Source organism: Oceanobacter sp. 3_MG-2023 (assembly GCF_030688925.1).
Lineage (GTDB): Bacteria > Pseudomonadota > Gammaproteobacteria > Pseudomonadales > Oceanobacteraceae > Oceanobacter.
This window is the reverse complement of record NZ_JAUYVX010000001.1, coordinates 281,025-293,587: the sequence shown is the minus strand read 5'-3', so window position 1 is coordinate 293,587 and position 12,563 is coordinate 281,025. Positions and strand designations below refer to the sequence as shown.

Sequence of the window (12,563 nt, the reverse complement as noted above, 5' to 3'; positions counted from 1 at the left end):
ATACACCGCTTAAACCGCGCAAGCCAACAAGGGCTGGTCAGGAAGCTGAAACAATATCTATCACCGAGGAGAAAAAGGCTATGAGTTCAACCATGGTTCGTCGTGAGATGCCAGAGTTTACAATGGATGCCTATAATGCCAAAACCGGGCATTACACAACGGTGTCGAGTGAGGATTTCAAAGGCAAATGGGTTGTGGTGTGTTTCTACCCTGCCGACTTCACCTTTGTTTGCCCGACTGAAATCGCGGCCATGAACGCCAAATATGATGAATTTCAGGCGCTGGGCGTGGAAATCTTGCCCGTGTCTGTGGACTCCAAGTTCTCGCATAAGCGGTTTGCCGAAACCGAACCGGTACTGGCAGGCCTGCAGCTGACCATGGGGGCAGATACTACCCAGCAAGTGAGTCGGGACTTTGGTGTGCTGATCGAAGAAGAGGGTGTGGCATTACGTGGACGCTTTCTGTTTAACCCGGATGGCATCTGCGTAGCGCAGGAAGTCCAGGCAGACTCGGTTGGTCGTAATGTCAATGAATTCCTGCGTCAGGTACAAGCCTGGCAGCATGCATCAGCAACTGGTGAAGTGTGTCCGGCAGGCTGGAGACCAGGCAAGAAAACTCTGCCTGTTAATACCGATGCAGAGCAGATGACCGGTCGAGTGGGTGACTACATTACGATTGAAGAAATTCTGAGCTGATCAGATACACAGCCATCGAGAGATGGCTGGCTGGACTGATAAAGTAGTAACAAAAAAGGCAGCCAATTGGCTGCCTTTTTTGCTGGTATTCCCAGACTTGTTCCCAAAAACGCTCCCAAAGGGCTTTTTCAGGCTAATAAAATCATCTGACTCATTGATTTTATTAGATAAATAATGGCGGAGGGATAGGGATTTGAACCCTAGGTAGGCTATTAACCTACGCCGGTTTTCAAGACCGGTGCTTTCAACCACTCAGCCATCCCTCCGAACTGGCGCGTATAATACCTTCTGTTTTTTATACGTCAACACTTTTGTATGAAATCAACGGCTTAGCCTGCTATTTTGCTTTTTTATGCTGATGTCTGCTGGATAGCCTGTTTCTCGAGCATGGCGGCAATAAACAGCGTGGCTGACCTTGCCAGGGCGTTGAGGTCATAACCGCCTTCCAGTATTGCGAGCCAGGGAATATTGCGACTTTGGCAATAGCGGGCAATCCATTGGCCGATCCAGGCAAAATCCTGCTCTTCAAGGTTGAGTTCAGCCATCGGGTCATCTTTATGGGCATCAAAACCGGCAGATACCAGAATCAATTCCGGTGCAAAGCGTTTAAGGGCCGGTGCCCAGTGCTCTTCTATCCCCTGGCGGAACTCTGTCCCGGTAGCTCCCTGGGACAAATGAACATTGACCAAGTTGGTATACTTGTTTTGTTCAAAATGGGTGTAGGGATAAAACGGGTGCTGGAAGCTGGAAAGCAGCAAAAACCGCTGGTCATTCTGCAAGATATCGATGGTGCCGTTGCCCTGGTGGGCATCAAAATCCAGAATGGCGATACGTTGCAGATGATGGACATCAGCCGCCCGGAGTGCGGCAACGGCCGTGTTGTTGAAAAAACAAAATCCCATCGACTTGCTGCGCTCGGCATGGTGGCCCGGTGGTCTGATGGCAGCAAAGGCGTTGTGGTGCACGTTCTTCAGAAGATCGTCCAGTGCCTGGGTGGTAGTGCCAACAGAGTACAAGGCGGCTTCCAGACTGCCTGAGGACATGGTGGTGTCTTCGTCGACCATAATATGTCCCTGTTCTGGCTGGATCAGGTGCAGCTCATCGACGTAGGCCTTGCTGTGCGCCCGCAGAATATCGGGCAGGTGGGCAGCCTGACCCTCGTGGATGGTCAGGTGATCCCAGACCCCGGATTTTTTGAGAATTTGTTCAAGTGCCAGTATTCGACAGGCATGTTCGGGGTGGTCTTCACCTGTGTCATGGCCAAAGTGCTGGTGGAACGCGTAGTATCCTGTGCTCATAAGACATACTTCTGCTGTTTTTATCAGTGTATCTAGCCGTTACACTCAGGCCAACTCAACTAAAGGATCACAATACATGGGTACTCGCTCCCTCGAGTTGTTCTTTCGGCCCAAAGTGATTGCTGTTATCGGTGCTTCCGAGCGTCCGGGCAGTGTCGGGGGTGCGATTGTTCGCAACCTGCTGAATGGTGAATTTCCTGGCACAATTATTCCGATCAATACTCGTGGTTACAGTCAGGTATACGGAGTGCCTGCCTTGAGCCGGATCAGTCAACTGAAAGAAACTCCCGATCTGGCTATTATTTGTACTCCAGCGGAAACCGTGCCCAAAGTGTTGAAACAGCTGCATGGCAAAGGAGTAGGCGCTGCGTTGCTGCTGACCGGGGGGATCGCCAGAACCCGCTCCTGGCAGTATCGCCCGGCATCCGACCGGCTTGAGCAGGTTATTCAGCAAACCCGTATTCGTGTGCTTGGGCCGGATTGCCTCGGGCTGGTGGTGCCGTGGCGGAAATTTAATGCCAGCTTGCTGCATGTACCAGTCCGGGCTGGCAATATCGCTTATGTTGGCCAGTCTGGGACATTGGCCTCTGGTGTGATGGACTGGGCCTTTAGTCGTAATGTTGGTTTCTCCCATGTGATGACGCTGGGTAGTAATCAGGATGTCAGTTTTTCTGATTTGATCGATTTTGTGGTGCAGGAACCACACGTCAAAACCATTCTGGTGCAGCTGGATGAAATTGGCTCAGGCAAGGCACTGGTGCGGTCGTTACGAGCGGCATCCCGGCACAAGCTGGTGTTGGCGGTAAAAAGTAATCGTTTTCAGGAAAACCCGCTTAATCGAATCAGCACCCCCAAAGGGTTGAGCAGCCGCGATGCCCTGATTGACGAAACCCTCGCCCGTGCGGGTGTGTTACGAGTGAACGATACGGATGAAATGTTCCACTGTGTGGATGCACTGCGGCGGCAGCGTGAGTCGTTCGGGCCACGTTTGGCGGTGGTTGCTAATGGGCGAGGCCCGGCGATTCTGGCGCTGGATCGTCTGCTGCAGGATGGTGGCACACTGGCCAGCCTGTCGGATGAGACCCGCACCCATTTGCGCGGTTTGTTGCCTGAGTATGTCAAAACCGATAACCCCTTGTTGCTGAACCCGGAATTACAGCCACAGCAGCTGGCGGCAGTGACCAATACCTTGCTGGCCGACCGCCAGGTGGATGCCTTGCTGGTTATTTATATTCCGGGTATTGGCACCGATGCGCTGGCGAATGCACAGGCGTTGGTGAAAGTAGCCAAAAACTATAACAAGAGCGTGATTACCAGCTGGATCGGTGAGTTTTCGGTGGAATCATCACGGGATTATTTTGATGAGCAAGGGTTGCCGACCTTCAATACTCCGGATAATGCCATTACGTCGTACATGTATATGGTACGCCACCGGCTAACCCAGGAGCTGTTGCGAGAAACCCCGGAAAGTCTGGAAATTCCTATCTCCAATGCCTACATGGATGTCGACAAGGAAATTCTCGATAACCATCGCCCTGGTGATTATTTGTGGCCCAATTATGCCTGGAAGTTGCTCAAGGCTTATGGCTTTGCCTTTGCAGATAATCGCTACCGGACCTCGTTGTCAGAGTTGCTGGCAGCAGCTCCGGAAATACCGGACCCCTGGGTTTTACGGGTTCATCACCGTGATTATCTGTATCCGTTTGCCTATGGCCGTAACCCGCGTGAGCGGATGCGCAGTGTGGTACGGAATATTCAGTCGCTGGACGAACTGATGGAAGGGGCTGAAAAACTGGAAGGTGAAATTGCTGAACGTTTTCCAAAAAGTCCGGTGTTGGGGTATACGGTACAAACCATGCATCGTGCACTGGATAACCTGCAGTTTTCGTTCGGGATTGGTCGGGATGTCGAAATTGGCCCTTACCTGTTTTTTGGTGGTGGCGGTACTACTGCAGATACGCTGGTTGACCGGCAGGTCGCGCTGCCACCGTTGAATGCCAACCTGGCGGAAAAACTGATCAAGCGCAGCCACTTCTATGATGTGCTGCAGGAACGTTCCGATAACATTGAGCGGGAGTTGGTTACGCTTGAGCGCTGGCTGGTGGCCTTGTCACATATTGCGCTTAATCACCCCTGGCTGGCGGCGCTGGAAGTGAATGCCATTCGTCAACGTGTCGGGCATTACATCGCAATTGGTATTGCTGGCGAAGTGGGGCACCCGGTAAAAAGTGCCATTATGCCGTACCCGAAGGAGCTGGAGTCGTCGTATCAGGGAAATAGCGGCGTGCAGTATCAGATACGCCCTATTCGGGCCGAGGACGAACCACTACTGGAGAGCTTCTATGGTGATTTGAGCGCCGAGTCGTTACGACTAAGGTTTTTTGGCGCTCGTCGACAATTTGATCATAGTGAGCTTGCGCGATTCACCCAGATTGATTATGACAGAGAGATGGCCTTTGTTGCCTGTGTGGATGGCCAGCTGAAAGGTGTTGTACGTGTCTGGATCGATCCGGATGATGTCGCTGGAGAATACTCGGTTATTGTTGGAGATCAATGCCGTGGCGAAGGGTTGGGTAAGCAGTTGATGCAGATTATGATAGATTATCTGACCAATCGTGGCGTCTTGCAGATGTTTGGGACTGTACTTCCTCATAATCCTGGTATGTTGAACCTGAATCGGCGCCTTGGTTTTACGCTGCACCATAATCACGAGGAAGGTGTTGTTGAAGTGACAAAAAATCTGAACCCGCTCAAGTACGCCTGGCAACGCAAGCGTATGTATCCAGCCTGAACACTGATAGAGTCAGGCAATAATAATGTTTCACCTGCGATGATGATTGCTGGTGAGTTAATAAAAAGTGAGGTTAATCTTTGATTTCTGTGTTGGTAGTCGATGATCATGAGCTGGTGCGCTCAGGGATCTCAGCATTGCTGGCTGACGCAAACGGAATTGAGGTCGTAGGGCAGGCTGAAAGTGGCGAACAAGCCATCAAATTTGCCAGAGAGCACGAGCCGGACGTTATTCTGATGGATATTCAGATGCCCGGAATAGGAGGGATGGAGGCCACCCGCAAAATTGCCCGCAGCGATAGTGATATCCGGGTGATTGCCGTGTCGGCCTGTGATGACAACCCCTTTGCCCAGCGCCTGCTGCAAGCAGGCGCTTCTGGTTATATTACCAAGGGGGCTGATGCAGAAGAAATGATCGATGCGATCATGAAAGTGCACCGGGGACAGATGTATATCAGCACAGAAATTGCCCAGCGAATGGCATTAAAACCCTTCCAGGAAAACTCCCACAATCCTTTTGATGGTTTATCTGAGCGAGAGATGCAAATCGCATTGATGATTGTTAATTGCCAGAAACCAGCAGCCATCGGCGAGAAATTATTCCTCAGCCCCAAAACGGTGAACAGCTACCGTTATCGGGTGTTCGAAAAGCTGGGGATCGATGGCGATGTGGAGTTGACACGTTTGGCTATTCGTCATGGACTGATCGATGCCAACAGCGGTAGCTGATGACCGAATTTGATATCCCTGCCTTTCTGAAGACACTGACCCAGCGGGCCGGTGTCTATCGGATGTACAGTGTCGACCAGCAACTGCTGTATGTCGGCAAAGCCAAAAACCTGAAAAACCGGGTTGCCAGCTATTTTCGCTCGCGAGGGCTGAACAGTAAGACCGTGGCTTTGGTCTCAGGTATTCATCATATTGAAGTGACTGTAACGGCCAGTGAAGCCGAAGCCTTGTTGTTGGAACAAACGCTGATCAAACAGCATCGGCCACCGTACAACATCCTGCTGAAAGATGATAAGTCCTACCCCTATCTGCACCTGTCCGCCCATGCTTTCCCTCTGTTGGCTTACCGCCGTGGCAAGCGGGTGAGTCGAGACGGACGCAGCGGTCAATATTTTGGCCCTTACCCCAATTCCGGGGCGGTACGAGAAGCGCTGAATTACTTGCAGCGACTGTTTTTGTTGCGGTCTTGCGAGGACAGTTACTTTAATCACCGCAGTCGCCCCTGTTTGCAATACGAAATCAAGCGTTGTTCGGCTCCCTGTGTTGGCCTGGTCTCTGAAGCCAGCTATCAGCGTGATATCCAACACGCTGTCTTGTTCTTGAATGGCGAAAACCAGCAGCTGATGCGCAACTTGCAGCAACAAATGCTTGATGCATCGGCTGAACTGGATTTTGAACGGGCCGCGGATATCCGGGATCGCATCGAGTTGCTGCGGCGAGTGCAGGAAAAACAACGGGTTGACAGTGGCAATAAAGATGCCGATGTCTGGGCGTTGTGGGAGACAGAAGATATTGTCTGTCTGCACCGCCTGGTCTTTCGGCAAGGGCGACTGGTCAGCAGTAAAAACTACTACCCAGACAACCCTGCAGGAGAGCAACCGCAGGATCTGCTACTGGGGTATATAGGGCAGTTTTATCTGTCTGGTTTTGCTGTGGAAGGCCTGCCCACCGAGCTGGTCGTGGATGTGGACCCTGCCGATATGGCGGTGGTGCAAGAAGCCGTACGATTACGCTTTGAACGTACCGTTCGACACAGCCGGGGCGTACGTGGTGAGCTGCGGCAGTGGCGCGCCATGGCAGACGATAATGCCCGTGCCGGTGCACAAACCCGTATATCCGGGCATCAGCTTGCCCATAAAAAACTGGCCTGTGTGGCTGACTTGCTGGGATTGCCCAAGCCGCCGGAGCGCATAGAATGTTTTGATATCAGTCATGCCCAGGGTGAAGCCACCTATGCATCGTGCGTGGTATTTGATCGGGAAGGATTGGCCAAGCAGCGGTATCGGCGCTTCAGTATCCGGGGTGTGACACCAGGAGATGATTATGCCGCGCTGGAACAGGCTATTACACGCCACCTGACACGATTAAAAGAACAAAATGACCTGCCGGATGTATTGATGGTTGATGGTGGCAAGGGCCAGGTGGCACGTATTGAACAGGTGTTGAGTAATCTGGAAATCTCAACAGTGGCCCTCTGGGGGATATCCAAAGGAGAAACACGCAAGTCCGGTTGGGAATTTTTATGGGAAGCCGGCGCGCTTCAACCTATAATCCCCGACGCTCATGATGATGGTTTCCGGTTATTGCAGTGGGTGCGGGATGAATCGCACCGGTTTGCTATCACCGGACACCGTAAAGCACGGGCCAAGTCCCGTAGCCAGTCGGAGCTGGACAATCTACAAGGGGTTGGCCCCAAGCGCCGACGTGCCTTGTTATTGCACTTTGGCAGTTTGAAAAATATGCGTGGTGCTCCTCGCGAAGAAATTGCGCGGGTACCCGGTGTCAGCCAGAAGCTCGCAGATCAGATCTTTGTGCAGTTACACGGCGAGTAGTGGCCTGAAGGATAAGCAGGTCGGTGGAGACGCAAGGCTGCGTACCAAGTTGAAACAGGTGTAGTGTTTATGAATGTGCCCAACATGTTGACTGTTGGCAGGATTGCGATGATTCCTCTGATGGTAGTCAGTTATTACTGGCTGGGCTGGGGAGGAAAAAGTTGGGCGGCAGGGCTGTTTGCGCTAGCGGCGATAACGGACTGGTTTGATGGATATCTTGCCCGCAAATTGAATCAGGCCACCCCGCTGGGGGCATTTCTGGATCCGGTCGCAGACAAATTGATTGTTGCAGCGGCGCTGATGGTGCTGGTAGAAGATTACGCTGTCTCCTGGATGACGATACCGGCCATGATTATTGTCGGGCGAGAAATTGTGATTTCAGCATTACGAGAATGGATGGCCGAACTGGGTAAACGCGCTAATGTGGCCGTCTCCGGTTTGGGCAAGATCAAAACAGCATTACAGATGGTCTCAATTATCATGTTGCTGGCTTCCCGGGAACACCCGATGCTGGAATGGATGGGGATTGTCTTGCTTTATGGTGCCGCGGTTTTGACCTTGTGGTCGATGCTGATCTATTTGAAAGCCGCCTGGCCTCAGTTACGAGGGTCGTAACAAGTATCGGTATGCCACCAGCGAGGGGCTTGTAACCTCTTGCCTGTTGGCTAAGTAGTTAAAATCTAACAAAAAGATTGACAGTATTTTAGCTTTGCATATAATGCGTCCCATCTTTTGCGGGAATAGCTCAGTTGGTAGAGCACGACCTTGCCAAGGTCGGGGTCGCGAGTTCGAATCTCGTTTCCCGCTCCATTTTTCCTTATGAAATATGGCCAAAAGAAAGATTGTCAGAATCAGCTGGCCTGAATAGAAGGGAGTTGGTGTCTGGTTTTTTCAGTTTCTTTATTCTTGAAGATAACTGTCAGGCGCGATAGCAAAGCGGTTATGCACTGGATTGCAAATCCACGTAGGCCGGTTCGACTCCGGCTCGCGCCTCCAAGATTTACAGATACAGGACATCGCTTGTCCATCTGTCGCCTGTTAGCCCGGGTGGTGAAATCGGTAGACACAGGAGACTTAAAATCTCCCGACCTTACGGTCGTGCCGGTTCGATTCCGGCCTCGGGCACCACTATATACAGGCCTTCCAGCGGTAGCGCTTACTAACAAAATTCCATTTCAAAATATTTCAAAAAATCCAGCCACAAGGCTTTAAAATATACCGTATGTGCAAACATGCCGTTCGTATCCTTGTTGCTTTATTTCTGCTTGATCCACCGCTTTTAGCCAACGTCGTTTGTTGAGACTTTTGCTTTCTCTGGCTATGGTTATTTCCATAAACAAGTCGTGGTCAGCATTCTATCCAACGATCTCCAGTTATCGCTGTTTTTTATGGCGGCCCTGTTGCTGTATAGGCCAATGGGTCTCGCGATATATAAAAGACGTATCAAGACAGGTGAAGAGTATGTCCTTGCAAGATTTGTCGGCACTGGCCGGTATGGTGTCGAGCGACCGTCGGCCGCCGGTGGAATTATGGCATCCGGCGCATTGTGGTGAGATTGATATCCGGATCGATCCGCAGGGTGACTGGTACCACGAAGGTGGATTGATCAAGCGTCCTGAGCTGGTGCGATTGTTTGCCAGCATTCTGCGTAAGGATGGTGATGATTATGTGCTGGTGACACCCGCCGAAAAGATGACGATCCAGGTGGATGATTTGCCTTTCCAAGTGATTTTGCTGGAGCGCGAAGCGGGAGTAATCAACGCCGTAACCAATGTTGGTGATACCTTGGTGCTGGGGCTGGAGCATCCGGTTCAGTTGTCGGAGCGTGACGGACAAAGGCTGCCCTGTGTTGAGGTCCGCTCTGGCTTGATGGCGCGTTTCTGTAGAAATACCTATTACCAGCTGGTTGACTGGGCTGAGGAGCGGGATGATGGTTATTGGGTAACCAGTGGCGATTATTCATTTAATCTGGCTGGCTGAAATGGCCTGATCGCGCTGACGGTATCATCCCCAAGGCCGATGTCCGGATCGGTTTGATAAGTATCGTTGATAAAGGTCTGATTGGTGCTGAATTTTGCTGTGCGTGCCAGGGCATTGGTTTTCAGACGCTGGTCGATCCAGAACATACCGCCAGTGGTGGCGGCAAACGGATTGAATAAATCGTTGCTGTAACGCATGCCCAGCCATGACGGCAGCTTTACCCATTGCCAGGCCAGGTATTGGCTGGCCTGTGGTTGTGTTTGATCCTGTTTGACTTCTATATGGTGTGCGGCTGGGTAATGCTGGGTCAGCCAGGCGAGGTAGTCGCTGGCATCGGCACTTTCCAGTCCGTCCAGAGTAATCCAGGCGAGTTCAAAATTTCCTGTCTTTAGCCGTTCCAGTAAGGCGTCGTGATCCAGGGCTTGACGCTGAATCTGGTACCCCTGGTTTTTGAAGGCTTCCTGCTGTTGTTGCAATAACGGACTGTTGTTGGTCACGCCTGCGTGAATCAAGGTCAGGCCGGGTTTGCGGCTGGCTGGTTGCAGTTGTTGATGGTTGATCAGGAGGGCGGTGAGGGATGGATTGCCCTGGAAATAATGGCGATAACGCGCAACCGGACGTTGGCCCAGTAGCTGAGTGATCAGCGGGCTGTTCCAGTTTTTCTGGTTGTGAAGCGGGAGAATATCTTGATCGCCACGCTGTAGTTGCAGGTAGCTGTCTTGCAGGTTTTTGCTGAAGCGGATACGGATCTGCTGGGCATTAAAGCGATGGCCAAATGCAGGCAGATTATCTCCCCACCAGGGGCGGATGCGGCTGACCAGCAGTCGCTCTGAGGGAATGACTTCGGTGAGGTGGTAAGGGCCGGAGGTTGGCTCTGGTCGCCAGTCATACTGCCGTGGCCATTGCAGGTTGGGCTGGTAGAAATGTTGGGCCATGGCCTTCAGGGCGGATATCTGTAGCAGGGATTGCGAGGTGACCGGTGTTGTGGTGATCAGACTGAAACGCTGGGTGTCATGGACCTCAATGCCCCGGATAAAATGGCTCAGGGACTGGGCTTGCCAGGGGGTCTGGTTGGCCGGATCGGAGAGAAATTGCAAAGTGAACGCAATGTCCTGGCTGGTGATCGGGATGCCATCCGACCAGCGAGCGGCATCGTGCAGCTGGTAGGTGATGCGATGATCGGCCACTGCCCAGCGAGCCGCCAGCATGGGGACCGGAGAACCGTTGTCGGGGTGGCGCGCCAACAGCGGCAGTTGCAGATCGGCCAATAACGGGCTGAGCTGGTTGGGCGTCTGCGGTCCAAAGCGGCGTAATGTGGTTGGCTTGGCGGCAATCGACAGGCGAAAAACACCACCTGGCTCTGCTGCCGGGTCACCCCAGGCGGTGATATCCGGTGCTTGCCAGGTCAGTTGTTCGGGCGCGGCAGTGTAGGTAACGGGAATGATGGCGTTGGCCTGAAGGCTCAGCAGTGCCATCACGGCTGGAATAAGCAGGCAGCGCCAGTATTGCCAGCCCAGAGCCGACAGTGCCCGGCGGTGCGTCAGTCCGTTGCGCAGGTAACCTTCGGGGTGGCGCTGGACTGGTTGTCTGAGGGCGTTGTGCAGATGGTCTGACATGGCATCTCCCTCGATGGTGACCTAGTGCACCACGTTAACATGGAGTAGCAGTTTTTGCCCCGGATACAAATACTTGTTGCGGGTGTCCTTGGGGTTCCACTTGCGAATGTCGGCAATCGTGACCCGGAAGCGACTGGCGATGCTGGCCAGGGAGTCACCACTGCGAACCCGATAGGTAACCTTGCGAATCTCTTCCCGGGCGGAGCGGGAAGGGGCCTTGCTGTCTTGTGGCACCCAAACGGTGAGTTGTTGGCCGACCCGGAGTGGGTCGCCCGGTGCCATACCGTTCCAGTGGGCGATATCGCGAGAGGTAACATTGTATTGGCGGCCAATTTTCCAGAAAGAATCACCGGCACGCACGGTGTAGGCAATTTTTCGGGTATTGCCGGGTTGGCGCTGGTTGCGAGTACGGTCCAGTCGCTGCGAGAGACTTTGCGAATAGGCCTCCTGATTTTTCAGGGCGCCAGGAATGAGCAACGTCTGGCCAACCCGTATGGTGCTACCGGTCAGGTTGTTGGCTTGTTTGATAACCTCGATCGTGGTGCGGTACGTGCGGCCGATCGATTGCAGGTTATCACCGGACTTGACGGTGTAGCGATGCCATTGCAGGCGTTTGGCGGGCGGTAAATCGACCAGGGCCTGTTGCAGTTGCTGACGCTTGTCGACCGGTACCAGTATCTGGTGGGGGCCGTCTGGGTGAGTGGCCCAGCGGTTGAAACCCGGGTTCAGGCGATAGATTTGCTCCAGGTCGGTGTCCGACATATCGGCGATCTGGGCAAGGTCGATCTGACCTCCGGTTTCTACCACGGCAAAGAATGGGGTGTTGTCAATGGGGGTGAACGGGATGTTGTATTTTTCCGGGTACTTGAGCAGTTGCGCCAATGCCAGCAGCTTGGGGACGTAGGCCTTGGTTTCCTTGGGCAGATCCAGTGACCAGAAATCGGTGGGTTTGCCGGCTTCCTTGTTGCGGCGGATTGCCCGGCTTACCGTGCCACCACCAGAGTTATAGGCCGCCAGTGCCAGGTGCCAGTCGCCATCAAAACGATTGGCCAGGTTGCTGAGGTAGTCCAGGGCGGCATTGGTGGCTGCGCGGATGTCGCGGCGACCGTCGTACCACCAGTCTTGTTTTAAACCAAAATAGGTGCCGGTTGACGGAATAAACTGCCACACCCCGGAAGCTCGCCCATGGCTGTAGGCGAAAGGGTCAAATGCACTTTCGACGATTGGCAGCAAGGCTACTTCACCGGGCATATTGCGGACTTCGATTTGTTCGGCGATGTAATAAATATACGGCTCGGCACGCTGGGACACCCGGTTGATATAGGTCGGGTGCTTGATAAACCAGTCACGTTGCAGCTTCAGGCGTGGATTGTCTATGTCCAGCTGCAGGCTGAAATTGTCCAGCAGCCTATCCCAAACATTGTCGACGCCGTCATCGACCGCTTGCGGCTGCCAATGGTCATCAACAGGGACCGCGGTGGCGGTGGCCTGGTAGCGGGTATCTTCCGGAATAACAGGCTGGCTGACACAAGCACTGAGAAAAAAGGAAGCCAGCAGAACGGGTAGAGCAGGTAGAGAGAGAGGGCGCATGTGAATACAATGTCGATAGAGTCGCGGCACAGT

At 53.1% G+C, this 12,563-nt stretch carries 9 protein-coding genes and 4 tRNA genes; 9 read left to right on the top strand and 4 right to left on the bottom strand.

Going from position 1 to position 12,563, the window contains the following annotated elements; translation table 11 throughout:
* The first annotated feature begins 80 nt into the window (after positions 1–80).
* Complete coding sequence (locus Q8W32_RS01320) at positions 81–695, top strand: peroxiredoxin (RefSeq protein WP_303431544.1); 615 nt, start codon at positions 81–83, stop codon at positions 693–695.
* 175 nt (positions 696–870) lie between these two features.
* Here the strand turns inward: Q8W32_RS01320 and Q8W32_RS01315 are convergent.
* Positions 871–961: transfer RNA gene (locus tag Q8W32_RS01315), tRNA-Ser, on the bottom strand.
* A gap of 84 nt (positions 962–1,045) precedes the next feature.
* Entirely contained in the window at positions 1,046–1,993 is a 948-nt protein-coding gene (locus Q8W32_RS01310; RefSeq protein WP_305413334.1) for a histone deacetylase family protein, read from the bottom strand.
* A gap of 76 nt (positions 1,994–2,069) precedes the next feature.
* On the opposite strand from Q8W32_RS01310, the gene Q8W32_RS01305 reads away from it, so the two are divergent.
* From Q8W32_RS01305 to Q8W32_RS01270, 8 genes are all read left to right on the top strand, one after another.
* Entirely contained in the window at positions 2,070–4,784 is a 2,715-nt protein-coding gene (locus Q8W32_RS01305; RefSeq protein ID WP_303431547.1) for a bifunctional acetate--CoA ligase family protein/GNAT family N-acetyltransferase, read from the top strand.
* 80 nt (positions 4,785–4,864) lie between these two features.
* Positions 4,865–5,512: a UvrY/SirA/GacA family response regulator transcription factor gene (uvrY, locus tag Q8W32_RS01300; RefSeq protein ID WP_305413333.1), complete on the top strand. Its 648-nt coding sequence runs from the start codon at positions 4,865–4,867 to the stop codon at positions 5,510–5,512.
* Complete coding sequence (gene uvrC / locus Q8W32_RS01295) at positions 5,512–7,344, top strand: excinuclease ABC subunit UvrC (protein ID WP_303431549.1); 1,833 nt, start codon at positions 5,512–5,514, stop codon at positions 7,342–7,344. Before uvrY ends, uvrC begins: the two co-directional genes overlap by 1 nt.
* Before the next feature lie 69 nt (positions 7,345–7,413).
* Positions 7,414–7,959: a CDP-diacylglycerol--glycerol-3-phosphate 3-phosphatidyltransferase gene (gene pgsA, locus Q8W32_RS01290; protein ID WP_303431550.1), complete on the top strand. Its 546-nt coding sequence runs from the start codon at positions 7,414–7,416 to the stop codon at positions 7,957–7,959.
* Positions 7,960–8,078: 119 nt separating this feature from the next.
* A tRNA-Gly gene (locus Q8W32_RS01285) sits at positions 8,079–8,154 on the top strand.
* 112 nt (positions 8,155–8,266) lie between these two features.
* Positions 8,267–8,340, top strand: a tRNA-Cys gene (locus Q8W32_RS01280).
* Positions 8,341–8,385: 45 nt separating this feature from the next.
* Positions 8,386–8,472 (top strand) — tRNA-Leu (locus tag Q8W32_RS01275).
* A 333-nt stretch (positions 8,473–8,805) separates the two neighbouring features.
* Positions 8,806–9,324, top strand: coding sequence for a DUF1285 domain-containing protein (locus tag Q8W32_RS01270; protein ID WP_303431551.1), 519 nt, complete (start codon positions 8,806–8,808; stop codon positions 9,322–9,324).
* On the opposite strand, the gene Q8W32_RS01265 is transcribed toward Q8W32_RS01270, so the two are convergent.
* Both Q8W32_RS01265 and Q8W32_RS01260 read right to left on the bottom strand, forming a co-directional pair.
* The gene (locus tag Q8W32_RS01265) at positions 9,300–10,940 is read right to left on the bottom strand and encodes an ABC transporter substrate-binding protein (RefSeq protein ID WP_305413332.1); all 1,641 of its coding nucleotides are present in this window, start codon (positions 10,938–10,940) and stop codon (positions 9,300–9,302) included. The two genes, Q8W32_RS01270 and Q8W32_RS01265, sit on opposite strands and share 25 nt — an antisense overlap.
* A gap of 21 nt (positions 10,941–10,961) precedes the next feature.
* Positions 10,962–12,530, bottom strand: a complete 1,569-nt coding sequence (locus Q8W32_RS01260; RefSeq protein ID WP_305413331.1) for a LysM peptidoglycan-binding domain-containing protein — start codon at positions 12,528–12,530, stop codon at positions 10,962–10,964.
* Between the last annotated feature and the right edge of the window lie 33 nt (positions 12,531–12,563).

Excerpts from the sequence above, each read along its gene's own strand:
- Q8W32_RS01265 (WP_305413332.1), bottom strand. The coding sequence starts at position 10,940 with ATGTCAGACCATCTGCACAACGCCCTCAGACAACCAGTCCAGCGCCAC.
- Q8W32_RS01270 (WP_303431551.1), top strand. The coding sequence starts at position 8,806 with ATGTCCTTGCAAGATTTGTCGGCACTGGCCGGTATGGTGTCGAGCGAC.
- Q8W32_RS01260 (WP_305413331.1), bottom strand. The coding sequence starts at position 12,530 with ATGCGCCCTCTCTCTCTACCTGCTCTACCCGTTCTGCTGGCTTCCTTT.
- pgsA (WP_303431550.1), top strand. The coding sequence starts at position 7,414 with ATGAATGTGCCCAACATGTTGACTGTTGGCAGGATTGCGATGATTCCT.
- Q8W32_RS01305 (WP_303431547.1), top strand. The coding sequence starts at position 2,070 with ATGGGTACTCGCTCCCTCGAGTTGTTCTTTCGGCCCAAAGTGATTGCT.
- Q8W32_RS01310 (WP_305413334.1), bottom strand. The coding sequence starts at position 1,993 with ATGAGCACAGGATACTACGCGTTCCACCAGCACTTTGGCCATGACACA.
- Q8W32_RS01320 (WP_303431544.1), top strand. The coding sequence starts at position 81 with ATGAGTTCAACCATGGTTCGTCGTGAGATGCCAGAGTTTACAATGGAT.
- uvrC (WP_303431549.1), top strand. The coding sequence starts at position 5,512 with ATGACCGAATTTGATATCCCTGCCTTTCTGAAGACACTGACCCAGCGG.